Annotated in this window: 16 protein-coding genes; 10 read left to right on the forward strand and 6 right to left on the reverse strand. The window is 63.8% G+C overall.

The genetic code is table 11. The features are described from left to right. Positions 1-12: 12 nt before the first annotated feature. From AC0L58_RS12035 to AC0L58_RS12050, 4 genes are all read right to left on the reverse strand, one after another. Positions 13-1,089 carry a methyltransferase domain-containing protein gene (locus AC0L58_RS12035; protein ID WP_473683685.1) on the reverse strand — a complete coding sequence of 359 codons (1,077 nt, stop codon included), beginning with the start codon at positions 1,087-1,089 and terminating at the stop codon, positions 13-15. Positions 1,090-1,202: 113 nt separating this feature from the next. After that, positions 1,203-2,186 carry an arsenosugar biosynthesis radical SAM (seleno)protein ArsS gene (gene arsS / locus AC0L58_RS12040; RefSeq protein ID WP_473683687.1) on the reverse strand — a complete coding sequence of 328 codons (984 nt, stop codon included), beginning with the start codon at positions 2,184-2,186 and terminating at the stop codon, positions 1,203-1,205. A gap of 52 nt (positions 2,187-2,238) precedes the next feature. Next, the gene (locus AC0L58_RS12045) at positions 2,239-2,991 is read right to left on the reverse strand and encodes a DUF3047 domain-containing protein (protein ID WP_473683689.1); all 753 of its coding nucleotides are present in this window, start codon (positions 2,989-2,991) and stop codon (positions 2,239-2,241) included. Continuing rightward, entirely contained in the window at positions 2,988-5,129 is a 2,142-nt protein-coding gene (locus tag AC0L58_RS12050; RefSeq protein ID WP_473683691.1) for an FAD-dependent oxidoreductase, read from the reverse strand. The genes AC0L58_RS12045 and AC0L58_RS12050 overlap by 4 nt, the downstream gene beginning before the upstream one ends. A 366-nt stretch (positions 5,130-5,495) precedes the next feature. Between AC0L58_RS12050 and AC0L58_RS12055 the strand changes: the two genes are divergently transcribed. The 4 genes from AC0L58_RS12055 (at position 5,496) to AC0L58_RS12070 (ending at position 9,419) form a co-directional block, all read left to right on the forward strand. Continuing rightward, complete coding sequence (locus AC0L58_RS12055) at positions 5,496-6,404, forward strand: sterol desaturase family protein (protein ID WP_473683693.1); 909 nt, start codon at positions 5,496-5,498, stop codon at positions 6,402-6,404. Positions 6,405-6,553: 149 nt separating this feature from the next. Beyond that, complete coding sequence (locus AC0L58_RS12060; protein WP_473683695.1) at positions 6,554-6,955, forward strand: HU family DNA-binding protein; 402 nt, start codon at positions 6,554-6,556, stop codon at positions 6,953-6,955. 173 nt (positions 6,956-7,128) lie between these two features. Beyond that, positions 7,129-7,563, forward strand: a complete 435-nt coding sequence (locus AC0L58_RS12065; RefSeq protein WP_473683697.1) for a PepSY domain-containing protein — start codon at positions 7,129-7,131, stop codon at positions 7,561-7,563. Positions 7,564-7,766: 203 nt separating this feature from the next. Beyond that, on the forward strand, positions 7,767-9,419 hold the full coding sequence (locus AC0L58_RS12070) for a M28 family metallopeptidase (protein WP_473683699.1): 1,653 nt from the start codon (positions 7,767-7,769) through the stop codon (positions 9,417-9,419). A gap of 222 nt (positions 9,420-9,641) precedes the next feature. Here the strand turns inward: AC0L58_RS12070 and AC0L58_RS12075 are convergent, their stop codons facing one another. Then, on the reverse strand, positions 9,642-11,264 hold the full coding sequence (locus tag AC0L58_RS12075; RefSeq protein ID WP_473683701.1) for an alpha-glucosidase family protein: 1,623 nt from the start codon (positions 11,262-11,264) through the stop codon (positions 9,642-9,644). 481 nt (positions 11,265-11,745) lie between these two features. Between AC0L58_RS12075 and AC0L58_RS12080 the strand changes: the two genes are divergently transcribed. The 6 genes from AC0L58_RS12080 to AC0L58_RS12105 all read left to right on the forward strand — a co-directional run bounded on the left by AC0L58_RS12080 (position 11,746) and on the right by AC0L58_RS12105 (position 23,619). Continuing rightward, positions 11,746-14,658 carry a TonB-dependent receptor gene (locus AC0L58_RS12080; protein ID WP_473683703.1) on the forward strand — a complete coding sequence of 971 codons (2,913 nt, stop codon included), beginning with the start codon at positions 11,746-11,748 and terminating at the stop codon, positions 14,656-14,658. Between the two features lie 122 nt (positions 14,659-14,780). Continuing rightward, a complete protein-coding gene (locus tag AC0L58_RS12085; protein ID WP_473683705.1) occupies positions 14,781-16,289 on the forward strand; it encodes a tryptophan halogenase family protein in 1,509 nt (502 codons plus the stop codon). 125 nt (positions 16,290-16,414) lie between these two features. After that, positions 16,415-18,001: an alpha-amylase family glycosyl hydrolase gene (locus AC0L58_RS12090; protein ID WP_473683707.1), complete on the forward strand. Its 1,587-nt coding sequence runs from the start codon at positions 16,415-16,417 to the stop codon at positions 17,999-18,001. Between the two features lie 142 nt (positions 18,002-18,143). Further along, a complete protein-coding gene (locus AC0L58_RS12095) occupies positions 18,144-20,492 on the forward strand; it encodes a glycoside hydrolase family 31 protein (RefSeq protein WP_473683709.1) in 2,349 nt (782 codons plus the stop codon). Positions 20,493-20,621: 129 nt separating this feature from the next. Continuing rightward, positions 20,622-22,667 carry a glycoside hydrolase family 13 protein gene (locus AC0L58_RS12100; RefSeq protein WP_473683711.1) on the forward strand — a complete coding sequence of 682 codons (2,046 nt, stop codon included), beginning with the start codon at positions 20,622-20,624 and terminating at the stop codon, positions 22,665-22,667. Positions 22,668-22,803: 136 nt separating this feature from the next. After that, a complete protein-coding gene (locus AC0L58_RS12105; protein ID WP_473683713.1) occupies positions 22,804-23,619 on the forward strand; it encodes a hypothetical protein in 816 nt (271 codons plus the stop codon). A gap of 152 nt (positions 23,620-23,771) precedes the next feature. On the opposite strand, the gene AC0L58_RS12110 is transcribed toward AC0L58_RS12105, so the two are convergent. Beyond that, on the reverse strand, positions 23,772-26,447 hold the full coding sequence (locus tag AC0L58_RS12110; protein ID WP_473683715.1) for a TonB-dependent receptor: 2,676 nt from the start codon (positions 26,445-26,447) through the stop codon (positions 23,772-23,774). Positions 26,448-26,532 lie beyond the last annotated feature (85 nt).

Consider the following 26,532-nt stretch of genomic DNA (forward strand, 5'->3'; position numbering starts at 1 on the left):
ACATCGGCGGACTCAGCAGCAGCCTGGTGCGACGCAGCTGGTTGCGCTGCCGGCCACGCTGGCAGGCGCACAATCGAACAAGCCGTGATGCCGATGCTTGTCGCCATCGATGCGGAAATGCGCCGCGTAGCGAGTACCCGACAGCATGTCAGCGGTATTGCCGCAAACCAGCATCGGGCGATCGCGCTCGAACCGATGGTGATCATCCAGATCGAAACCATGCAGGTGCCCGGGTAGACTGCCCTGGTAAGTGGCGACCTGCCCATAGTCCTCGCAGCGATCCTCCAGCGGCAGCTTGAAAGCGCGCCAGGTAATCGACTCGAAGTGGGCGAAACCGATGCGTTGCTCGATGGCCGCATCGGTGATCGCGATCGGGCTGCGTGCGCAGACGCGCGCATCGGCCACGCCCAGTTCGGCGAGCAGCCGGCGGAAGTCCTCCACGTAGAGTGCACCCGCCAGGCATTCGCCCAGCAGGACCGGGTCGGCCAGCAACTCGCGTGGCAGGCGGCGGTCGCTGAACACGTCGGAAAAGTACAGCTCACCGCCGGGCTTGAGCACGCGGAAGGTTTCGGCAAACGCACGGCGCTTGTCCGGCACCAGGTTCAGCACGCAGTTGGATACCACCACATCGACCGAGTTGTCGGCGATGCCGAGCGTCGCCAGGTCGGCCAGGTCGCCCAGGTGAAACTCGACATTTGAGCGTGCGTGTCCGAACGCCTTGGCATGAAATGCGCGGTGGCGCTCCGCTACCTCCAGTTGCTGCGCAGTCATGTCCACGCCGATCACGCGGCCACGCTCACCAACCATGCTCGACAACAGATAGGCGTCCCGGCCGCTGCCGCAGCCGAGGTCGAGCACGGTCATGCCATCCAGCGCCGGCGGCAGCGGTGAGCCGCAGCCGTAGAAGCGCGCGAGCACCTCCGGGTGCAACTGCGCCAGAATCGTGCGCACATCCTGCGGCATCGCGTCGACGCTGCAACAGGCCGTGGTACGCAAGTCAGCGCTGCTTTTCAGCGTTTCACCGTAATAGTCGCGAACACTGTCGCGCACCTGCGAGTCGTCGGCTTCGGGTCGGTTGGTTTCGGTCATTGTCGATGCTTCGCTTCAAATGTGTTGGTGTAGGAGCGCACCCTGTGCGCGATGCTTTTGCTGTAGGTTGTGGCAGGCGGGCTGCGCCCGCCATTCGCGCACAGGGTGCGCTCCTACAACGTCAGTGAGCCGCCACAGGAGCTGCCCGCGCCCGCGGTGCAGCCGTAACAATGATCGCCAAACACGATCGGATCGCGTTCAACGTCGGTCAGTGACTGGATATCCCAGATGCTGCGTTCGCGCCCGCCCTGCGGCAGCTCCAGCGCCTGGTTGAAGTCGCAGTCGTACAACTGCCCGCGCCAGTCCACCGACAGCAGGTTGCGGCACATCACGCCCAGCGCCGCGCGTGGATTGAACGCATCGAGCAGGGTGTGCATGTAACTGTCATGGCGGCCCTCGCGTTCCAGCAGATGCAGGAAGCGCTTGATCGGCATGTTGGTGATGGTGAACAGGCGGTTGAACACGATGCCGAAATGCTCGGCCAGCTGGTCCCTGTAGGTCGCCTCCAGCGACGCCTGCGACGGCGGCAAGGTGGCGCCGATCGGGTTGTAGACCAGGTCCAGTTCCAGCCCGCTGCCCGGCCGGCCGTAGCCGAGCGCGTTGAGCTGGCGCAAGGCGCGCAAACTGGGGTCGAACACATGCTGACCGCGCTGCTTCTCCACATTGGCCTTGCTGTAGCACGGCAGCGAGGCAACGACCTTGACGCCCTGCGCGGCGAGGAACTCGGCGGTGTCCTCCTGCCCCGGCCGGAACAGCACGGTGAGGTTGCAGCGGTCGATCACGGTCTTGCCCAGCGCACGCGACCCGTGCACCAGGGTGCGGAAATGCGGATTCAACTCCGGCGCGCCACCGGTCAGGTCCACCGTGTGAATGGCTGGCGCATCGGCCAGCAAGTCGAGCAGGCGGTCGACCGTGGCCGCCTGCATGATTTCGGTACGCTTGGGTCCGGCCTCGACATGGCAATGCTGACAGGCCAGGTCGCACAGCTTGCCCACGTTGACCTGCAGAATTTCCAGCGGTGTGCGCGGAAGACTCAGACCGGCTTCGCGCAAGGTACGCGCAAACGAGGGCAGGCTGGTGGAAAGAACAGCGTTCACTGGCGAGTGCTCCTGATCAGGATTGCGTTCGAACTTGGCGTGTGCCTGCCTTTCATCGCCCTGCCCCCGATGTCACCGACGGCGTCGAATCCGAGGCAAGGGTCAGGTCGCCGAACCATGCCTTCACGTGTCCGCGGGTATTGTCGGTGTCGGAGGCCAGCGCGATGCCGGTGACACGCGGTGCGGGGCGACCGAAAGCGGCGCGAAAATCCGCAGCCAGGTCGCGCTGCTGGAGCTGCCAGGTACCCGCATGTGCATTGCCACTCTGCAGGACGATGATGCGAACCAGGTCGGTGTAGGCATTGGGTGCCATGGTGCCGACCGGATGGCGGTTGTCCCATACGTAACACAAGGCAGCGGTTGGCATTTCATGGCCGAGCGTCCGGCGAGCCAGATTCAGCTTCATGCGTTGCAGCCAGGACAGTCGTGACCGCGGCACGTCGAAGAACACATAAACACGGGCGGCGAAATCATCGCCCGATTTCTTCGACAAGTTGGCTTTGGCGACGCTGTGATCGACCTTCCAGCGCCAGCTCAGGGTCGTGTTTGCGGAAACGTCCAGGTGGTGGGCGATGGCGCCCGCAGCGTGGTTGGCATCGATGTTGAACACCACGTCGTTGCCATCGCGAACGACCGCCATGCGAGCGGCGGGGTGATGCCGCGACATCGCATAGGCTTTCCACCCCGACGGCAAGCCGGCACCGGGCGCCGTATCGGAAAAACGCAAGGTGACGGCGGCGGACGCAGCCCATGCGGCGGACGCGAGGATCAACGACAGCGCGAAAACCTTCATCGAAAAATTCATTGGCGACGCCACCTGTGATAGCGCGCCAGCCAACCCAGCACGCGTTCGGGAGCATGCGCCTTCTTCCAGTTGCCCGCAGCGTACTTGTTCGCCTCGGCCCAGGTGGGATACGCATGAATAGTGCCGAGAATCTTGTTCAGGCCCAGCCCATGGCGCATCGCCAGCACGAATTCGGCCAACGTCTCGCCGGCATGCTGGCCGACGATGGTGGCGCCCAGGATGCGGTCCTTGCCGGGCACGGTCAGGACCTTGACGAAGCCACGCGCATGGTTCTCAGCGATCGCGCGATCAAGATCGTCCAGTTCGTAGCGGGTGACCTCGTACGCGACACCTTGCTGCCGCGCCTCGCGCTCGTTGAGGCCGACGCGTGCCACCTCCGGATCGACGAAGGTCACCGCGGGAATCACCGAGTAGTCGACACGGAATCGTTTGAACTGGCCGAACAACGCGTTGACCGCGGCGTACCACGCCTGATGCGCGGCGGTATGGGTGAACTGATACGGGCCGGCGACATCGCCGCAGGCGTAGATGTTCGGGTACGGCGTGGCGAGCCAGGCATCGGTCTCCACCGTGCGCTCGGCCGGAATGCCCAGTGCTTCCAGGCCGAACCCCGTCGTGCGTGGCTTGCGTCCGACGGCTATCAGCAACTGGTCGTAGGGAAGGCGCACGCGCTCGCCACCTGCTTCGCAGACCAGCACCTGGTCCTTGCCATCACGCTCGACCGCCACCGCCTTGTGTCCCGTGCGTACATCCACGCCGTCGGCCTCGAGCCGTGCCTGCACGAAGTCCGACACCTCGTCATCCTCGCGCAGCAGCAACCGATCCATCGCCTCGACCTGGGTCACGCGCGAGCCGAGTCGCGCGAAGGCCTGCGCCAGTTCGCAACCGATCGGCCCGCCGCCCATCACCAGCAGCCGCGGTGGCAGTTCGCGCAGTTGCCACAGCGTGTCGGAGGTGAGGTAGCCGCTGTCTTCGATGCCGCTGATCGGCGGCACGAACGGCTCGGCGCCGGAGGCGATCACGATCGACCGGGTGGTGATCGGCTGGCCGTCCACTTCCACGATCCATGGCGAAACGATCCGCGCCTGACCACGCTGCACATCGACGCCGAGCTCGCGATAGCGCTCGACCGAATCATGCGGTGCCACCGTGGCGATCGCCTGCTGCACGCGCTCCATCACCGCACGAAAATCCACCTGCACCGCGGCCGTCGTCACCCCGACCTGGCCTGCGACACGCGCCTGCGCAGCCAGCTTCGCGGCGTGTATCAGCGCCTTCGATGGCACGCAGCCGGTGTTGAGGCAATCGCCGCCCATCTCGTGCCTTTCGATCAGGGTGACCTTGGCGCGCACCGTGGCGGCAATATACGCGCTGACCAGGCCGGCCGAACCCGCACCGATCACCACCAGGTTGCGATCGAACTTCTTCGGCTTGGGCCAGCGGGCGTACACCCGCCGCGCCTTCACCCGCGCCACGATCCAGCGCGCCAGCAGCGGAAACACGCCCAGCAACACGAACGAGCCGATGATCCGCGGCGACAAAATGCCCGACAGCGAATGCAGGCCGGCCAGCTGGGTGCCGGCGTTCACGAACACCACGGTGGCAGCCAGCATGCCGAGCTGGCTGACCCAGTAGAACGTGCGCGCGGGGAGCGTGGTCAGGCCCATCACCAGGTTGACCACGAAGAACGGGATCACCGGCACCAGTCGCAGCGTGAACAGGTAAAACGCGCCTTCACGCCGCATGCCCTCGTTGATCGTGGTCAGGCGCTTGCCGAAACGCTCCTGCACCGTATCGCGCAACACGAAGCGGCTGGCCAGCATGGCCACCGTCGCGCCGACGCTGGAGGCGAACGACACCAGCAAGGTTCCTTCGAGCAGGCCGAACACCGCACCCGCCGCCAGGGTCAACAAGGTCGCCGCTGGCAACGAAAGCGCCGTGACTGCCACGTAGACCACAAAGAACCCGGCAGCAAGCCCGACCGGGTGGGCCTGCCGAAATGCATCCAGATCGTGCTGGCGCGCCTTCAGCGTCTCCAGGCTCAGCTGGTGCTGCAGACCCAGGGCAAAGAACGCCACCACCGCACCGAGCAGCGCAATGACGACCAGCCAGCGAATTGAGGTGAGCTTGCTTTTCATCAACCTTGAAAACCTTGGGCGTCATTGGCGCCGAGCATAGCCGGGCAAGCGATGATGCAAGCGTGACCAGTGGAGGAACCCGTGCCGATTGATTCGCTTGGACTGGCGCTTCGGTTACACACCTTTCTTGACTGCGCGGGCCACCGCAGTGTCTCCGATACGAACCGGACGCCGAATTGGATCGTGCACGCGTTCGGCGCAGCCCGTCACGACGAGGTTCGCGCCACCTTGCGGACTGCGTCGCGGCGGCCTCAGTCCTGCGGATATTCCCGCATCATCCGGCGACCACGGCAGATCAGGCCCACAACCGGCTCACGAGTCAGATATCACCATGACCATCCGCGCCCAGGGTCGCGCACCAGCATCATGCTGGCCAGGCAAATTCGTGCGAGCATCGTGCACGTGCCGCAGCATATCGGACCGTCGATCGTGACCTCATTCCTTTTAGCCCATGAACCCGCGGTCCGTCTCGGTGCCTTCGCCGGGATCTTCGCGGTGATGGCGCTGTGGGAAGTGCTGGCGCCGAGACGCGAGCAAGCCATCGGACGTTGGAAGCGCTGGCCAGCCAACCTTGGCATCGTGGTGCTCGACAGCTTGCTGGTGCGGCTGCTGTTCCCTGCCGCCGCCGTCGGCGTGGCGCTGTACACCGAAGCTCATGGCTGGGGACTGTTCCACGCGCTGGGCATGTCGGGCTGGTTGGCCATCGTGGCGTCGATGCTGTTGCTGGACCTGGCGATCTATCTGCAACACGTGATGTTTCATGCGGTGCCGCTGTTGTGGAGGCTGCACCGCATGCATCACACCGATCTCGAATTCGACCTGACCACCGGCGCGCGCTTCCATCCGCTGGAGATCCTGTTGTCGCTGGTGATCAAGCTGGGCGTCATCGTTGCGCTGGGAACACCGGCAGTCGCGGTGCTGGCCTTCGAAGTGGTGCTGAATGTCACTTCGATGTTCAACCACGGCAATGTCGGCCTGCCGCGACGGCTGGATCTAGGGCTTCGCTGGGTGCTGGTCACACCGGACATGCATCGCGTGCATCACTCCTGGCATCCGGCGGAGACCAACTCCAACTTCGGTTTCAACCTGTCGTGGTGGGACCGGGTGTTCGGCACGTATCGGGCGCAGCCGCGTGATGGCCACATCGGCATGACCATCGGCATCAACCAGTTCCGTGACCCGCGCGAGCTGCGTCTGGACCGCATGCTGTGGCAGCCGGTGCGCGGGCCGGTGAACAGCTATCCAATCAACGGCAATCGGGAAAATGACCCCTGATTCGACCCGATCGGGTGAACGACAGCTGCGTCCAAAGCACTTTATTTCAGGTGAATTGCGTAAAACGCTCAAAATTTCGCTACATTGTGCAGGCCGCGAGGCCTCCGAGCCCTTCAAAGCCGGAGTTTCTTACTAACGAGACGAAATCCATGGCTACCAAAACCACTGCCAAGAAAGCACCCGCCAAGAAGGCTCCCGCCAAGGCTGCCAAGCCCGCCAAGGTCGCCGCTCCGGTCAAGCCGCTGAAGGAGCCCTTGTCCAAGTCCGCGCTGATCGCGCATATCGCCGCGCAGACCAACGTCGAAGCGAAGTCGGTCAAGGCTGTGCTCGCCGGCCTCGAGTCCACCGTGCTTGCCTCGGTCAACAAGAAGGGCGCTGGCCAGTTCACCTTGCCCGGCCTGTTCAAGATCAATGCGGTGAAGGTTCCCGCCAAGCCGAAGCGCAAGGGCAAGAACCCGTTCACCGGCCTGGAGCAGGTCTTTGCGGCCAAGCCCGCCACCGTGAAGGTGAAGGTGCGCCCGCTGAAGAAGCTGAAGGACGCCGCGGTCTGATCCACCCGCACGACCGCTGCTCGGGAGTTCCCCGGCAGCGGTCGTGCGATTCCGGCAGATGCCGGAACAGGTTTTCTTGCTGAACCGTTGGGCTGTGTTCACGCCCACATTCACTCCATGTTTTCATGGGCCACCCGAGACTCTTGCTTTCCGCAAGCAACGAGGTCGCCTTCATGAAAAGCACCATTCCCACCCTGGTCTTTGCCCTGGCCGTCGGCGTACTTTCGCTGGGCACAAACTCTGCCGCGATGGCGCAACAGGCACTCACCGAACCGCAGGTGCACAGCAAGCTCACCGAGCAGGGCTACACCAAGGTTCACGATCTGAAGTTCAAGGATGGCATGTGGCACGCCGAGGCCAAGAGCGCCAATGGCGATCACGTGGACGTGCGCATCGATGCCAGTACCGGCAAGGTGTACCCGGATGAACAGGTGTCGACGCTGAGCAAGCATGACGTGGAAGCCGCGCTGGAAACCCAGGGTTACACGCACGTGCACGATGTCGATTTTGACGACGGCGTGTGGAAAGCCAAGGCGGACAATGCTGCCGGCAACAAGGTCAAACTGCGCATTGACGCAAACACCGGCAAGGTCATCGGCACGGATTGACTCTCCCGCGACGGGTCCGTCGCCAGACGCGCACGGACCACCTGGCGACATGCCACCCGGCCGTCGGGCCGGGTGGCTCCGGACGATGCGCCGGTGGGGTGAAAGCAAACCCGGGGCGATTCGGACGCGCATTCGCCGATTGGCCGACCCGGGTTCGACGGGCTGCTAGTATCAAGGGCCCTTCCCCCACCTGGTGACTGCCCGTGAAGCGATTGCTCTTGTCCGCGCTCATCATCTCCGCCTGTGCCGGCGCACAAGCGGCCGACACGCCTACTTTCAGCACGCAGCGACTCTCTGACGTGGTCAAGACGCTGTCCTCCGACGCCTTCGAGGGTCGTGGCCCGGCCACCCCGGCCGAAGCGAAAACCATCGACTACGTGGTGGCGCAGATGAAGGCCGCGGGCCTGCAGCCAGGCGGCGACCTCAAGGATGGCAAACGATCGTGGACACAGGCCGTGCCCTTGCTGCGCACCGAGATCATCGGCCAGCCTTCGCTGAGCCTGAAGCTGGGCAGCAAGAGCGAGCCGTTGACCCAGGGCCAGCAGATCGCCATTCGCGCGCCGATGGACGGCTCCACTTCGGTGGATATCAGCGATGCCCCGCTGGTTTTCGTCGGTTACGGCGTCAAGGCACCCGAGCGCAACTGGGACGACTTCAAGGGTGTCGACCTGCACGGCAAGATCGCCGTGGTCCTGGTCAACGACCCCGACTTCGAGACCGGCAAGGGCGACTTCGGCGGCAAGGCGATGACCTATTACGGTCGCTGGACTTACAAGTACGAGGAAGCCGCCCGCCAGGGCGCGCTGGGCCTGCTGGTGATCCATGAAACCGCCCCGGCCTCGTACGGCTGGGCCACGGTGAAGAACTCCAACACCAACACCATGTTCGATATCGTGCGGGATGACCCTGGCAAGGTGCATCCGCAACTCGAGGGCTGGATCCAGCGCGATCTGGCGGTGCAGATGTTCAAGCACGCCGGGCTGGACTTCGACACGCTGAAGAAGCAGGCGCAGACGCGCGCGTTCAAGCCGGTGGCGCTCAAGGGCGAAAGCCTGTCGGCCAACTTCAAGGTCGACAAGAGCGTGATCACCTCGCACAACATCGTCGGCCGCGTGATCGGCAGCAAGCACCCGGACCAGACCGTGATCTACAGCGCGCACTGGGATCATCTGGGCATCGGCCTGCCGGACAAGACCGGCGACCGCATCTACAACGGCGCGGTCGACAACGCCACCGGCACCGCGGCGTTGATCGAGATGGGCCGGGCCTTCGCGCACGCGCCGCAGCCGGAGCGTTCGGTGGTGTTCCTCAATGTCACCGCCGAGGAAAAAGGTCTGCTGGGCTCGGAGTACTACGCCACCCATCCGCTGTATCCGCTGGCCCCGACCGCTGGCGTCATCAACATGGACGCACTCGATCCGTACGGGCCGACCCGCAACTTCACCATCTCGGGCAACGCCAAGCTCGGCCTGCTGGATGACCTGGTCGCCGACGCCAAGCAGTTCAACATGGTCTACACGCCAGACCCGAAACCGGAGGCAGGCTATTTCTTCCGCTCCGATCACTTCTCCTTCGCCAAGCGCGGCGTGCCGGCCATCTCGTTCGGCTCAGGCAACGACTGGATCGACGGCGGCGTGAAGGCCGGCAAGGCCGCGGAAGCGGAGTACACCGCCAAGCACTACCACCAGCCTTCCGACGAATGGAAGGCAAGCTGGCCATTCACCGGCATGGCTCGCGACCTGCAACTGCTCTACACGGTGGGCAGCCAGCTCGCCAATTCGGACCAATGGCCCGGCTGGAGCAAGGATTCCGAGTTCCGCGCCGCGCGCGAAGCCACGGCGGCCGAGCGCAAATAGCACGTCTGTAGGAGCGCACCCTGTGCGCGAATGCTCTTGGTACGGCGTCGAGCCATTGCGCACGATCGAAATCGAATAAGAGCAATCGCGCACAAGGTGCGCTCCTACAATTCGCGACAACCTCGCTGACAACCCGCATCAGAAACATCGCGACTGAAGCCACCCAACGCGACAACGCTCAAACAAGAAACCACACCAGACACACCTTCGTCTGATGTGGCTTCAACCGACGCGGGCAAACCACGCACCATGGCCCGGCAGATGCAGGCGACCATTGCCCAGCCGTCCCTGCGCCAAACCATGACCCTCGACAGCGCTGGCGCCAAGCCAGTCCGGGGACAGCTCACAATCGACGTCGACACCAGCAAGATTGAACATCACCAGCAATGCCTGCCCTTCGAACCGGCGCACGAATGCCAACACCGGTTCGGCCGTTTCGATGAACTCGATCTCGCCCCAGCGCAGCGCCGGCTGCGTCTGGCGCCAGCGCATGAAGGCGCGAAAGCCGTTCAATACCGAGTGCGGATCGGCCTGTTGCTGCGCTACCGCGCGTGCGCGGTGCTCCTCCGGCACCGGCAACCACGGCATGCCGTGACTGAAACCCGCCTGCACGTCGGCATCGTTCCACGGCATCGGCGTGCGGCAACCATCGCGGCCCTTGAACTGCGGCCAGAACGCGATGCCGTAAGGATCGCGCAATGACTCATAGGGTACGTCCGCCTCGGTCAGGCCCAGCTCCTCGCCCTGGTAGACGCACACCGAGCCGCGCAAGGAACAGACCATCGCGGTGAACAGGTTGGCCAGTTGCGCCGACGCGTCGCCGTTGCCCCAGCGGCTCAGCACGCGCTCCACGTCATGGTTGGAAATGGCCCAGCACGGCCAGCCCTCGGTCATCTGCGCTTCCAGCTGGCGCACCGTGTCGCGGATGTGCGCCGCGCTGAAATCATCGGTCAACAGTTCGAAGCTGTAGCCCATGTGCAGCCGACCATGGCGGGTGTACTCGGCCATCGTCGCCAGCGAATCCTCCGAGGAGATCTCGCCTAGCGCGGCGACATCCGGATAGCAGTCCATCAACGCGCGCAGTTCGCCCAGGAAGGCCAGGTTCTCGGGCTGGGTGTTGTTGTAGTGGTGATACTGGAACGCGTACGGATTGTCCGGGCTGAAGCCGCGACCGACGCGCTTTTCCTTCGGCTTGGCCGGATTGTCACGCAGGTGGCGATCGTGGAAGCAGAAGTTGATCGCATCCAGGCGAACGCCATCCACGCCCCGATCCAGCCAGAACCGCATGCTGTCCAGCGCCGCCGCCCGTACCTCGGGGTGATGAAAATTGAGATCCGGCTGCGAGGCCAGGAAGTTGTGCAGGTAATACTGGCCGCGCCGTGGCTCCCACTGCCATGCGCTGCCGCCAAACAGCGACAGCCAGTTGTTCGGCGCCGTGCCGTCTGGCCGCGGGTCCGCCCACACGTACCAGTCGGCTTTCGGGTTGTCGCGACTCTGCCGGCTTTCGCGAAACCAGGCGTGCTCGACCGAGGTGTGGCTGAGCACTTGGTCGATCATCACCTTCAGGCCCAGCCGGTGCGCCTTCGCCAGCAGGCGGTCGAAGTCGTCCAGCGTGCCGAACAGCGGATCGACATCGCGGTAGTCGGCAATGTCGTAGCCGAAATCCGCCATCGGCGATTTGAAGAACGGCGCGATCCAGATCGCGTCGACGCCCAGGTCGGCGACATAGTCCAGCCGCTCGACAATGCCCGGCAGGTCGCCCACCCCATCGCCGTCGGTGTCGAGGAAACTGCGCGGATAGATCTGGTAGATGACGGCACCGCGCCACCAGGAGGCATCACTCATTACGCATGTCCATGCAGTTGCCGCCCGGATTTCCGCACACGCCACGTGACGCGCACTGCCGGGCCTGGCAGGCAGCTTAATGGCTGCATGCGCGGGTGCCGCGATCGTGCATACGTATTCATGGATGGCGCATATCGCCCTGCAACATCCACGCTTGCCATGCCATATGGCCGTCCATACCGAACCCTGTCGTATCGGTAAAAAGCACTGGAATAAAGCGCTCCGGGCGTAATCTGCAATACCGTCATGGCCGTATTCCAGTGCAAGCTTCGGAGGCCCCGGGGAATCGGCGACGCCGCGTTTGCGACGCACCGCAACAGAATGAATACGTATGCAGGAACGGTTTGACGGCGTATCACCGTCCTAACATCGGCTTCACCGAATCGGCCGCACGCCAGTAGCACGACGTCGCCGACCGGATGCTTCTGCCAACCAACACAACCATCACAAGATTTCGGCACAACCCTGGGAGGGGACAACGGTGATACTCAAACACAACATGCTTGCGCTGGCATTGGCATCGGTCGGCTTCTGCGCGTTCACCACGGCTTACGCGGCAACGCCGCTATCCACCCAGGCCGCCAGTCAGCAAGACACTTCGGCGACACAGGACGGCACTGCGGCGGATGCTGCCACCAGCAAGGAAAAGCGCGACCGCAAGACGACCAAGCGGAACGCAACCCAGTTGCAGACCGTTGAGGTCACCGGCTTCGCCAGCAGTATCGAGAATTCCACGGCGCTCAAGCGCAACGCCAGCACGATCGTCGAGGCGGTATCGGCCGAGCAGGTCGGCAAGCTGCCCGGCGTGAGCATTGCCGACGCGCTGGGTCGCCTGCCGGGCCTGGCGGTACAGACCGTGAGCGGTCGCCCGCAGGTGCTCTCCATCCACGGCCTCGGCCCGGATTTCTCCACCGCGTTGATCAACGGCGGCCAGCAGGTATCCACCTCGAACAACCGCGACGTGCAGTTTGACCAGTATCCGTCGAGCTGGTTCGACAACGTGGTGGTTCACTTGTCGCCATCCGCGGACCTGATCGGCCAAGGCCTCACCGGCACGGTCGACATGCACACCATCCGGCCGCTGGACAAGAGCGGCCCCGAGGCGGCCATCAACGCACGCTACATCTGGAACGACATGTCGCAGCTGGCGGACGGCCCGGGCGTGAGCAACAAGGGCTACAACCTCAACGGCGTGTGGGTTCACCAGTTCGCCAACAATACGCTTGGCGTCACCCTCGGCGTGGACGTCGAGAACAGCCCGTCGCAGATCCAGCACCAGGGGCCGTGGGGCTACGCTGACGATGCCAACGGCAACAAGGTGATCGGCGGCTCGAAGAACTACGGCATCACTGACACCATGAAGCGCAACGGCCTGCTCGCCACCGTGCAATGGCGGCCGAACGAGCACTACACCGGAACCGTAGACGTCACCTACGACGACTTCAAGGAAACCCAGCAGGCCAAGGGTATGGAGTTTCCGCTGTTCTACAGTTCAGCTCAGCTGCAGCCGGGCGGTGTAGTGCAGAACGGCTTCATTCAGAGCGGCACTTACACCAACGTCAAACCGGTGATCCGCAACGATTACAACCGCACCAAGGCGCGGGTCTACAACTTCAACTGGGACAACCAGTTCACCATCAACGAGGACTGGTCGATCGACGCGGACGTGAACTATTCGCGCGCCACCCGCGATGACATCAATCTGGAGAGCTACTCCGGCACCGGCTTCGGCGCGGCCAATGGTGCGCTCGATACGGTCAACTTCGACGAGCGTAACAATGGTCTGCTCTATCTCGGTTCGTCGCTGGACTACACGCAGGGCGTGATGCTGACCGACCCGCAGGGCTGGGGCGGCGGCAACGACGTGGTGCAGGCCGGTTTCATCAACGCGCCGCACACGGTGGACTACCTCGCCAACCTGCGCCTCGCGGCCAAGCGCAGTTTCGCCGACGGTCCGATCGCCAATGTGGAGTTCGGCGTCACCCACAGCACGCGCAACAAGACCTACCACATCGACCAGAGCTTCCTGACCCTGGGCGGCGGCACCATCAGCGGCGGCAGCGCCGTCACCACCGCGCCGTTCACCGGCAACACCTGCAACCCGCTGTCGTGGATGGGTATCGCCTCGCAGCTCTGCTACAACCCGCTCGACCTGATCAGCAAGGGCACGCTGGACAGCGTGCCGACGTTCGGCTCCTCGCTGTCGATGCCGCCAGACTGGGAGGTGCGCGAGAAGACGTTCACTCCCTACGTGCAATTCAATGTCGACACCTACCTGGGCGACGTCAGCCTGCGCGGCAACTTCGGCGTGCAGGCCTCGCACACCTCGCAGCGTGCCACCGGCGAGCGCGTGGCGCCGGGTAGTGCAGTCACCGGCAACGCGATCACGCTGATCCCGGTGGTGGGCAGCACCAGCTTCAACCGCTACCTGCCCAGCGCCAACCTGATCTTCGGTTTCAGCGCCAATGACGACCTGCGCGTCAGCGCGGCCCGCACCATGGCCCGCCCGCGCATGGATCAGATGAATGCCAGCCTTGGGGTGAGCGGCAACATCACGCATCTGCAGGAAACCGACCCGAACCAGTCCTACTTCAGCGCTTCCGGTGGCAATGCCAAGCTCGAGCCGACCATGGCCGACAACTACAACGTCAGCTACGAGCACTATTTCTCGGGTGGCAACAGCTATCAGTGCAGCTCCACCGACCAGAAGAATTCCGACCTGTGCCGCGGTGGTGGCGGCTATGTCGCGCTGTCCGGCTACTTCATCAAGCTGAAGGACTACATCAACCCGAATTCGGCGTATCTGTACGATTTCAGCTCGTTCCTGCCGTTCGGCCTGACCCCGGCGCAGCTGGCCCAGCTGGGTACGACGCAGGGCATCGTGTCCGGTCCCACCAACGAAGGCCGCGGTTACGTGAAGGGTGCCCAGGTCACCTTGAACCTGCCGTTCAACCTGATCGCCCAGCCGCTGGACGGCTTCGGCGTGATCCTCACCGGCAACCGCACCAAGAGCTCGCTGGTATTCCCGGGCAACTCCGACCCGATTACCGTGCCGGGCCTGTCCAAGTGGGTCGCCAACGGCACCCTGTACTACCAGCACAAGGGTTTCGAGGCGCGCGTCAGCGACAGCTACCGTTCGAGCTTCCTTGGCCGTGTGTCGGGTATCAGCGCCAGCCGCATCGAGCAGACCATCCAGGGCGGCAGCACGTACGATGCCCAGGTGAGCTACACGTTTGATTCCGGCTCGCTGAAGGGGCTGACCCTCATCGCGCAGGGCTCCAACCTGTCCAACAAGATCTTCACCACGTTCCAGAACAACGACCCGCGCCAGGTACTGACCTGGGAACGCTACGGTCGCATGTACGAGCTAGGGGTCTCCTACAAGTTCCAGTAAGTGCAATTGAACCTGCTCCCCTGTGAGCCCCGTTGCGCAAGATCAACGGGGCTCTTTTTTTGACAGGGACACGACACCTGAGCTACTGAACCGTGGTCACAAACCTGGCGCATGGCAACGGCATGAATGCACAACCCATCCAGAAGGTAGTCATCGTCGGCGGCGGTACGGCCGGCTGGATGACCGCCGCGCTACTGGCCAAGGCGCTTGGCACTGCGGTGCAGATCCGGCTGATCGAATCGGACCAGATCGGCATCGTCGGCGTGGGCGAGGCCACCATTCCGCAGATCCGCCACATCAATGCCTTCCTCGGCATCGACGAGGACGACATGCTGAAGGCCACCCAGGGCACTTTCAAGCTGGGCGTGCAGTTGAACAACTTCGGGCGCCTGGGCGACTCCTACCTGCATGCGTTCAGCGACATCGGCCTGCCGTTGGGGCTGATCGGCTTCCATCATTACTGGTTGCGGGAGCGCCAGCGCCACCCAGACAGCGACTTGTGGGCGTACTCGCTGAACACGCAGGCGGCAAATCAGCACCGCTTCGCGCGCATGGACAAGGTAGGCAGCAGTCCGCTCGGCGGCATCAAGTACGCGTACCACTTCGATGCCGGGCTCTACGGCCAATATCTTCGCAAGCGCTGCGATCCGGCCGTCGTGCAACGCACCGAGGGCAAGGTCGTCAGCGTGCAGCTGCGTGAACACGATGGCTTCATCGAATCCGTGCAACTGGAGAGTGGCGAGACGATCGCGGGCGACCTCTTCGTCGATTGCTCGGGCTTTCGTGGTCTGCTGATCGAGGGCGCGCTCAAGACCGGTTACGAAAACTGGCAACACTGGCTGCCGTGCGATCGCGCCATGGCCGTGGCCTGCGAACGCAGCGAACCGCTATGGCCGTACACCCGTGCCACGGCGCGCACGGCGGGTTGGCAATGGCGGGTACCGTTGCAGCATCGCACTGGCAACGGGCATGTTTATTCCAGCCAGCATCTCAGCGATGACGAGGCCAGCGCGATGCTGCTGGCCAATCTCGATGGCGAGGCGCTCGGCGATCCGCGGCCGCTGCGCTTCACCACCGGCATGCGCTGCAAGGCATGGCAGCGCAACTGCGTGGCACTGGGCCTGGCCGCGGGCTTCATGGAGCCACTGGAGTCGACCAGCATCCACCTGATCCAGTCCGGCATCAGTCGGCTGCTGGCGATGTTTCCGGATCGGGATTGCGATCCCGTGCTGGTCGACGAATACAACCGACAGACCCGCTTCGAATACGAGAGTATTCGTGATTTCCTGATCCTGCATTACAAGGCCACCGAACGCGACGACTCCGCTTTCTGGCGACAGTGCGCGGCCATGGACATCCCGCCGGGGCTGGAGCGCAAGATCGCCCTGTTCCGCGGTCACGGGCAGATTTTCCGCGAGCACGAGGAGCTGTTCACCGAAATCGCCTGGCTGCAGGCGATGATCGGCCAGCACATCGAACCGCAGTCACATCATCCGTTGGCCGACACCCTGAGCGAGGCGCAGCTGGACGGTTTCCTCGCGGACATGCGCACGCTGATCGGCCGCGCGGCAGCGAGCATGCCCGACCATGCCCGCTTTGTTGCCAACCATTGCCATGCCGGTGGACCTTGAGCACCCAAGACCATGTGGTCGGCACGTGGGAGCCGGCGGGCAGAGCCCGCCCTACGCGCATGTACGACCCCCACCGTAGGGCGGGCACTGCCCGCCAGCCTTGCTGATTGCATAACGGAGCCCCCATGCCCATACGCCTGCGCTACACCTTGTTTGCCCTGGTCGCCTTGCTGGTCACGGCAAGCCCGTTGCAGGCGAAGGCGCCAGCGGCCCCCGGCCACGCGCCGCAAGCCGCTTCGGGCGTGTGGTACGAGATCTTCGTGCGCAGCTGGTACGACACCAACGGTGACGGAATCGGCGACCTCAACGGTGTCACTGCCAAGCTCGATTACCTCAAGTCGCTGGGCGTCAGCGGCATCTGGCTGATGCCGATCAACCCCTCGCCCAGCTACCACGGCTACGACGTCACCGATTATTACGGCATCAACCCGCAATACGGCACGCTGGCCGATTTCGATCGCCTGCTGGCCGCCGCGCACCAGCGCGGCATCAAGGTCATCATGGACCTGGTGATCAACCACAGCAGCAGCGAGCATCCGTGGTTCAAGGCTGCACGCGATCCGGCGAGCCCGTATCACGATTGGTATCAGTGGTCGGACAAACACACCAACCTGGCGGCGATCAGCGCCACCGGATCGCCGGCCTGGCACGCGCTGGGCAAACAGCACTACCTGGGCATCTTCGTCGCCGACATGCCGGACCTGAATTTCGACAACCCGGCGGTGCGCAAGGAGATGATCAAGATCGGCCGGTTCTGGTTGAAGCGCGGCGTCGACGGTTTCCGCCTCGATGCGGCCCAGCATGTCTACTACGACTTCGAGAGCCAGCGCGACGACCCGAAGATCCTGGCGAAGAATCTGGCTTGGTGGACCGAGTTCCGCCAGGGCGTGGACACGGTCGACCCCGACGCGTACCTGGTCGGCGAGGTGACGCGCGACACCGAAGCGGAGCTGGCACCCTGGTTCAAGCCGCTGAGCGGAGTGTTCAATTTTCCGCTCGCGACCCAGCTGATCGAGAGTGCCCGCAGCGGGCAGGTCGGCAAGTTGGCCGGGCTGCTCGATCGCACCTCGCGCGCCTACCACGCCGTCACCGGGAAGCACGGTGTGGACATCCCGTTCCTGTCCAACCATGACCAGGAACGCGTGATGAGCCAGCTGCACGACAACCCGCGGCAGATGCGCATCGCCGCCGCGATGCTGCTGACCCTGCCCGGCGAGCCCTTCATCTACTACGGCGAAGAGCTCGGCATGCGCGGCGAGAAGCCCGACCCCGACCTGCGCGAACCGATGCGCTGGTATCGCGACCCCCTGGGTACCGACGAAACGCGCTGGAAGGACTTCACTGCAGGCGATGGCCCAGACATCACGGTGCAGGCGCAACAGGCCGACCCGCACTCGTTGCTTGCACGCTATCGCGAACTGATCGGCTGGCGGCGCCACATCAGCGCGCTGCGCGACGGTGCGCTCGTCACGCGCGACCTCGGCAATCCGCAGCTGATCGCGTGGGAGTTGTCCGACGCCAACGCGGATGTGCTGGTCGTGCACAACCTGTCGGATCACGCCCAGACCATCGCGCTGGGCACTCACGAGCTGCAACGTTTCGCTGTCGTGCGCGAGCACACGGCGCCCGATACCGAACTGACGCAGGGCAAGCTGCGTCTCCCCGCCTACGGCTCGGCCGTGCTGCAGCCAACCGGGGCCACGACGCAATGAACCACGAAGCCCGTCGTCCACGCCGCGTCAATCAGGAAGGAGCCGCCACACACGCAAAGGCGGGAATCCAGCGCCCTTACGCTCACCCACGTTCAACCGAGCCGCGTGCGCTAGCGCATCGAACCCACCACGGAATCCGCCCATGATCCGACCGCCCGCCCCGCTCGCCCGTGTGTTCGCCGTGACGCTGCTGCTCGCTGCGGCCTCCGCCAATGCGTCGGTGGCCCAACCGGCGGTCAGCACACACCTCGACATCCCCACCGACGCCGGCACCGTGCGGGTCACCCTGCGCGCCGCCAACGTCGTGCATTTGAGCGCCTTGGTCGACGGCAAGTCGCCCGCACGGACGATGGTGCTCGACCCCGCGCCAAAGCCAACCCCGCCAGTCACCAACAAAGCGGCGACGACACTCACCCTGGCCTCGCTGCAAGTGCGGGTACGCTACGACCGCGCCACCCATAGTCTGTCCATCGCCGCTGCCGATGGCCACGTACTGCTGCACGCCACCAACCTCTCCGCACTGGCTGGCGGCAAGCTCACCCTCGACCACGCGGCGGACGATGCGATGTACGGCGTCAGCGGCTACGACGCCTTCGAAACCGACGTCAGCGCCGGCATGCTGCGCCAGGGCAAGCTGGAGGCAAAGGCCGGCGAGCAAGGCTGGGCTGGCGCACCGCTGGCCTGGAGCACCGCCGGCTACGCCGTACTGGCAGATATCGACGGCGGTCAGTTCACGCTTGCGCCGGCGAGCATCAACATCGCCGCACCTGTGCCGAAGCCGATGGACCTCTATGTGATCGTGGGCGCGCCCAAGGCGATTTTCGGCGCGATCGCCGACCTCAGCGGCCACACGCCACTGTTCCCGAAATGGGCCATGGGCTTTACCAACAGCCAGTGGGGCATCGACCAGAAGGAACTGCTGCAGATCGTCCACACCTACCGCGCCAAACACATCCCGATCGACAACTTCACCCTCGACTTCGACTGGAAGGCCTGGGGTGAGGACAACTACGGCGAGTTCCGCTGGAACCCGGTGAAGTTCCCCGATGGCCCCACCGGCAAACTGGCAAGCCAGCTGCAGACGCAGGGCATGCAGCTCACCGGCATCATGAAACCGCGCCTGCATGTCGATACGGTGGAAGGCCGCTACGCCACCGAACACCAGTTCTGGGTGCCCGGCGAAAAGGTCAGCGACGACTACTTCTCGCACAAGCCGGTGAAGAACATCGACTTTGATATCCCCGCCGCACGCACCTGGTTCGGCGACCTGGCGGTGAAATACGGCTTCGACAAGGGCATCGTCGGCTGGTGGAACGACGAAGCCGACACCACCGGCAGCGACACCGAGTTCATGAACATGCAGCGCGCGCTGTACGACGCGCAGCGACGCGTTTCCGACAAGCGCGTGTGGTCGGTCAATCGCAATTTCTGGCTCGGCTCGCAGCGCTACTCCTACGGCCTGTGGTCGGGTGACATCGACACCGGCTTCGCCAGCATGGCCGGCCAGCGCGCGCGCATGCTCAGCGCGATCAACGTCGGCGCGATGCAATGGGGCATGGATGGCGGCGGCTTCAAGGGCCATCCTTCGGACGAGAACTACGCGCGCTGGATCGAGTTCGGCGCCTTCACCCCGATCTTCCGCGTGCACGGCACGTTCGACGAAAAGCGCCAGCCGTGGGTCTACGGCCCCGTCGCCGAAAAAGCCGCCACCGCGGCAATCCGTCTGCGCTACCACCTGATTCCCTACATCTACAGCTACGAACACCAGCGCCGCGTCAGCGGAGTCGGTCTGGTGCGACCCTTGATCTTCGGTTGGCCGCATGACCCGAAGCTGCGCAACGATGTCGACAGCTGGATGTTCGGCGACTACCTGCTGGTCTCGCCGGTCGTGCAGCAGGGTCAGACCGAAAAGACCATCTACCTGCCCGCGGGGACATGGACGGACTGGTTCAACGGCAAGATCTATCGCGGCGGCCAGGCGATCACGTTGCCGATCGACAGCAAGGGTTGGGCTGACATCCCGCTGTTCGTGCGCGCAGGCGCCATCATCCCCACCCAGCCACCCATGGATTACGTCGGCGAAAAGCCGCTGACCGAAGTCACGGTCGACGTCTTCCCCGGCGACCGGCGCAGCACGTTCGACTATTACGACGACGACGGCACCACCTACGCCTACGAGCACGGCGCCTGGTTCAGCCAACGGCTGAGCGTGCAGCGCAAGCAAGGCTCGGTGCAACTCGAGCTGGGTGTTCCCGCCGGCAGCTTCAAGCCGGCGCTGCAGTTCTACTTGCTGAAGATCCATGGCCACGCTGCCGAACGAGTCCGCAGCAACAGCACGCTGCGCTCGTTCGACAGCCTGGATTTGCTCGAGAACAGTGGCGGAGAAGGCTGGGCCACGGGCAAGGATCGGTTCGGTCCGGTCACCTACCTCAAGGTGGCCGCGGACCAGGCGCACAAATTCGCGCTGATATGGGGACAAGCGCAGCTGTAGGTTTTCGCGTCACGTCCCTCGGGGGGAACCAGCACTCAAACGCACGGCTGAATGGCCGTGTGCGGGGGAGGCTGCGTTCCTGACAAGCCCATGCCATCGGCGTGGGTTCACCACTGGAGGAGAAGAACGATGTACGAAGCCATACCGCTTTCCCGTCCGCAATCCACCCGGATCACACCACGACACAAGGTGCGCGCCGCACTCTGGATGGCCATTTGCGCCAGCCTGCTGGTCAGCGCCGTACCCGCCGCCCAGGCGGCCAGCAACGACAACAACGTGGAATGGAACGGCCTGTTCCACGACCAGGGGCCGTTGTTCGACAACCACGCCGAGCCGACGGCCAGCCAGTCGGTGACACTGACCCTGCGCACGTTCAAGGGCGACATCACCAGCGCCAACATCAAGTACTACGACAGCGCCGACGGTGCCTTTCACTGGGTCACGATGAACTGGTCGGCGAACGACGCCACCGGCACTTTCGACTACTGGAAAGGCACGGTGCCAGCCAGCGCCTCGAAGAAGTACTACCGATTCCAGATCAACGACGGCAGCGCGACGGCGTGGCTGAATGCCGCCGGCACCACCTCCGCCGAGCCGTCCAGCGGCGACTTCTTCATTCTTCCCGGTTTCAAGACGCCGGACTGGATGAAGAACGGCGTGATGTACCAGATCTTTCCCGACCGCTTCTACAACGGCAGCACCGCCAACGACGTGAGCAACGGCCAGTACACATACGCCGGCTGCGCCACCGAGAAGCATGCGTGGGGCAGCAGCGTGGTCTCCAACGTGAGCGGTTGCAACAGCGCCGTGTTCTTCGGCGGCGACCTGAGCGGCATCGACCAGAAGCTCGGCTACATCAAGAACACGGTTGGCGCCAACATCATCTATCTCAACCCGATTTTCCTGTCGCCGACCAACCACAAGTACGACACCGAGGACTACAACACCGTCGACCCCGCGTTCGGCAGCAACACCACGCTGCAGACCCTGATTGCCGACATCCATGCCACCAGCAACGGCCCGAAGGGCTACGTGCTCCTCGACGGCGTGTTCAACCACACCGGTGACACCAGCCAATGGTTCGACCGCTACAACTGGTGGACTTCGACCAATGGTGCCTACGAATCGAAGTCCAGCACCTGGTACAGCTGGTACACGTTCCAGAGCTGGCCGAACAGCTACTCCGGCTTCTTCGGCATCGCCAGCATGCCCAAGCTGAACTACGGTGCCAGCGGCTCCGCCGTGCGCAACGCGATCTACGGCGCCAGCACCTCGGTAGTGAAAAAGTACCTCAAGGCACCCTACTCGATCGACGGCTGGCGCCTGGACGCGGCGCAGTACCTTGACGCAGGAGGCGGCAGCGGCAGCGACACGACCAACCACCAGATCATGGCCGAGTTGCGCAGTGCGGTGAAGTCGGTCAACAGCAATGCCGACATCCTGGGTGAGTTCTGGGGCAATGCCGCCCCGTGGACCGCCGGCGGCGACCAGTGGGACAACGCGATGAACTACGACGGCTTCACCCAGCCGGTCTCGGAGTGGATCACGGGCAAGGACTACGGCGGCGGCAGCGCGTCGCTCAGCGTCAGCCAGTTCGACAACTGGCTGCGCGGCACGCGCGCCAACTATCCCATCGGCGTGCAGCAGACGATGTCCAACTTCCTCAGCAGCCACGACATCACCCGTTTCGGCAACCGTGCCGGCGGCGACATCTGGAAGACCTACCTCGCCTTGATCTTCCAGATGACCTACGTCGGCACGCCGACGATCTACTACGGCGACGAATACGGCATTCAGGGCGGCGCCGATCCGGACAACCGCCGCACCTTCGACTGGAACACCGGCAACAGCACCAACAGTGCGGTAGCGCTTGCCGGCAAGCTCACCGCGATCCGGCGGGCGTATCCGGCACTGCGTACCGGCTCGTTCATGACCTTGCTCACCAACGACACCAGCAAGCTCTACGCCTACGGCCGCTTCGATGCCGGCAACCGCATCGCGGTGGTGCTGAACAACGACAGCACCAGCCACAGCGCGAGCGTGCCGGTGTATCAGTTGAGCATGACCAACGGCAGCAGCGTCACCGACCTGCTCTCCGGCCAGCACTACACCGTGCAGAACGGCCAGGTCACGGTGACGGTGAACGGTCATTACGGCGCCATCCTGGCGCAATAGTTGGGCCTGGACAGTCACGTGGCGTCCGGTGTATCCACACCGGCGCCACGTTCAGGCGGGCTGGATTTGGGAGTTGACGACGCCACGCAAACGCACTAGAAGACAAGCACTTGGGGAGTGAAGGGATTCTGTCGACATGAAACTGCGCACTGGCCTGGTCGTGGTTGCCGCCTGCGTCTTCGGAATTGCTCTGCTGAAGTATTACCCGGCCGGCGACACTCATCAGCCGGATGCACGCGCTCGACATGCGGAGGCGCCGGCAACTGCGTCAACCATGGCTCTGGCGGCCGATCACAGCGCAGGCCGAAACAGCGGCCCGGCGTTCTTCTTGCCGATCACGGGCGGGAAGCCCCGGCCTCGCGCTCCCATGGATCCGTTCTTCCGCGTCCCCAGGACACGAGACGGGCTGCCGCTGGAGAACGATGCGTTTGTGGCCGAAAGCGTGGAGGAACAGCGCTGGCTGGATCGCAACGGCTATCCCAACAGCCAGCAGGTGGCTGCGTATTCCAGCGCCTCGGACTTCACCCTTGAACAAGCCGCCGCCCATGGTGACCAGGTCGCTGCCGTCGAGCTCGCGTCGCGACAACTGATGCGGGGAGATCCGGAAGCCGGTGGAAAGCTGATGACGGCGGGCATGAATGGCTCCAGCTTCGCGCTCTCCAAGCTGGCGGCCTATCTGATGTATTCGAAACAGGGCAATCCGGAGCTCGGCTATGCGGTTTCCCGGGTTATCGAGCTCAGAGGCGACTGGCGATCAGGTCTTGGCCTGGATTTCTTTCTTCCGCACCCGCTGACGGCAGTACAGAAAGCTCGCGCGGAGGGCCAAGCCTTCCAGATGCTGGACAGCTTCAGACGCCACTCTCCGGTGCAACCATACATCGACCCTCGGCCCTTCCCGCCGCTGTCGAAGGACGAATCGGGCGCCCAGGGATCACCCTTTCGCGGTCTGTAGACAAATTCAAGATCAGCATTCCGCCTGCGGCCCTGGTGGTGGTCGAGCCGTCTTGGGCGCTGCAAAAAAAACACCGCCGACTGGCTGCCGACGGTGGAGGGAAGCACGGGGAAAGCCGGTACGCGCGAGCGGCGTACCGGCATGCAGTCGAGTCAGAACTCGGCGCGGGCGCGGATGCCGTAGGAGCGCGCGTCGTTGAGGAAGCGCACGTTGATGCCTGAGCCGACCAGCGCCTTCTGCGAGGCCTGCTTGTCGAACAGGTTCGACACATAGCCCTCGAAGCGCCAGATGCTGCCGTCGGGCGAGAAGCCGAAACCCAGATTGACGGTGAAAAAGCCCTTCTGCCGGTCTGGAAAGCCTGCCTCGGCCGCACCCACCACGCGATCGACCGTGCCCAGGTTGTCCTTCACGAAAACCACCGGATCCAGATTGTACTGAGTGAGATAGTAGGACGAGCGATAGCTCACCAGCGCCTGCCAATCGAACGTGCCGCGACTCATGTCGATGTATTGCTGAAGTCGCGCGGCGCCCCAGAATCTGGAGGCCAGTGGCAGCTCATTGCCCTTGAGGCTGATCAGCGAAGTGATGCCACCTGCATTGCCGGCGAAGTTCTGGCTGCGCGTGTCAGCCACGATGCCGCTGGTGATCTCGGTGTGCAGCAGCAAGGCGTTCAGATCGAGCATGAAGCCGTGATCGAAGCGCAGCGTGCTCTGCAACTCCGCGCCGTAGAGCTTGGACTTGGCCACGTTGCGGTTGACCAGCGAGAAGCCGGTGGCCTGGCCGAACTGGTCCACGGCGATTGTAGTGAGGTCCTGGAACACCTGGTTGGTGTAGTTGTAGTAGAAGCCGGACGCGTTGAAGGTACCCGGGTGGCCGGCCAGGTCGAACTGGTTCTTCGAGCCCAGTTCCCATGCCACCAGCTTCTCGGGCTTGTAGGTGCTGGGAATCACGTTCGGATCGAAGCTGTCGTTGAAGCCGCCGGATTTGTGGCCGGTGCTGACCGTGCCATAGAGCAGGCTGGTGTCGCTGACGTCGAACTCGAAGCCGGTGCGGAAGTCGTTGTACTTGAACTTCGAACTGCCGCGCTGCGGACCGGGAATGGTCAGGTTGAGAAAGGAGTTCTCGCCATTGGGCGGGCAGGTTACGGCGCCGCCGTTGTTGGTATCCGGACGATCGACGCACAAACCATTCGAATGGCTGCCGTCGACCACGCCGGAAAGCTGCTGCAGCAAGGTGTCGCGCGCGCCCGGCTCGAGCACGCCATCGATCAGGAACTGCGCCTTCTGCGCGTTCGTGGTCAGGTTGGCGACATCGAAGCTCGGACGATCCAGCAGGGATGGCTCGAAGCCCTCGGTACCCAGGCGGGTGGCGAAGCAGCAGCCGTAGCCGTCGCCGCCGATGGTCAATGCCCAATTGCCGCCGATGCCGATGCGCTGCTTGCTCTCCTCAGTGTGGCGGGCGCCGAATTTCAGGCGCAGGCGATCGCTGACCGGAAACGTGATGTCACCGAAGAAAGCATGCGAGCGACCCGGCACCTTGGGCATGGTGAACTCGGTGCCCGAGTAGCAGCAATAGCCCTTGTCCACTAGCGCCATGTAGCCGACCTGCTGGTCCTCCTTGAAGTAGAAGCCTCCCAGCGTCCATACCAGCGTCGAATCCTCCGGCGAGGTCAGCAGCAGCTGGTGGGTGGTGGCCTTGGAGCGGGTCTGCCAGTAGTTGTCGGACCACACGTCGTAATCCTCGCCCTGCGGGCTGACGTCGCGACCGGGCCACAGCACGCCGTCGGACGAAGCATTGGTCTGCGCAAAGCGAACGCTGCGATAGCTGCCGCTGTATTCCAGGTTGAAGGGATCGAACTTGTAGTCGATCTGGGTCTGCACGCCCCAGATGTGGTTGTTCAGCGTGCCTTGCGGGCCGCGGTAGACAACCTTGCGCAAGTCAAGATCGTCGGGAAAATAGCCGGCCTGGGTGGCCGAATAGATGTTCGCCCCGGGATAGCCGGTGCCGCCCTCGTGCCCGTAGTCGGCCATCAGGAAGATCGACAGCCGGTCGGTCGGCTTGCTCAGGAAAGATGCGCGCACGTCACCTTCCTTCTGCAGGCCGGCTGGCGTCAGGCGCTTGTCCTCGCCGGCATTGGTGAACTCGTTGCTGTCCTTGCGCAAGGCGTAGCCGGAAAAGCGCAGCGCCGACTTTTCGCCGACGGGAATGTTCAGCGCCGCCTCGGCGCCGGGCGAGTTCGAGTTGCCTATTTCGCCCTGGACATAGCCACCCAGGACGCCCAGTTCCGGCTTCTTGGTGACGATGTTGAGCGTGCCGCCCAACGCGTTGCGACCGCGCAGGGTACCTTGCGGGCCCTTGTTCACTTCGACCCGGTCCAGGTCGTAGAACATCAAGCCCAGGCCGCGCGGGCGCGGAATGTAGTCACCATTGAGATGCGGCGCCACCGCCGGGTCGCCCAGCTCGGTGCTGTTCGCCGAACCGACGCCGCGGATGAAGATCTCCACATTGCCTTCCTGATTGGCGATGCTCAGACCCGGGACATCCACCTGCAGGCTCTTGACGCTGTTGATGGACATGCCGCGCAGATCTTCGGAACTCAGCGACTGTGCCGTACCTGCATATTTCTGCAGGTTCTGCGCGCGAAGCTCCACGGTGACCATGACCGGTTTCAGGTTGGTGGCATCCTTTTTCGACTTCTGCGTGCCGGACGTGGTCGACGTTGGCGTGGTAGCCGACGTGTCCTGGGCGATGGCCGGCGCGCTCAGCAACAGCAGCATGGCAAGCGCCGCGCCCCGCGTGAGCCAGGCCTTGTGGCTGGACATGTTCATGTTCTTACTCCCCGTGCTTGCGATCGTTGAAACGTATGGACTGCGTGGATGCCACCCGTCGAGCGGGACAACCTGGGGTGAAATC

It is taken from the genome of Rhodanobacter sp. G2-10 (assembly GCF_055809185.1).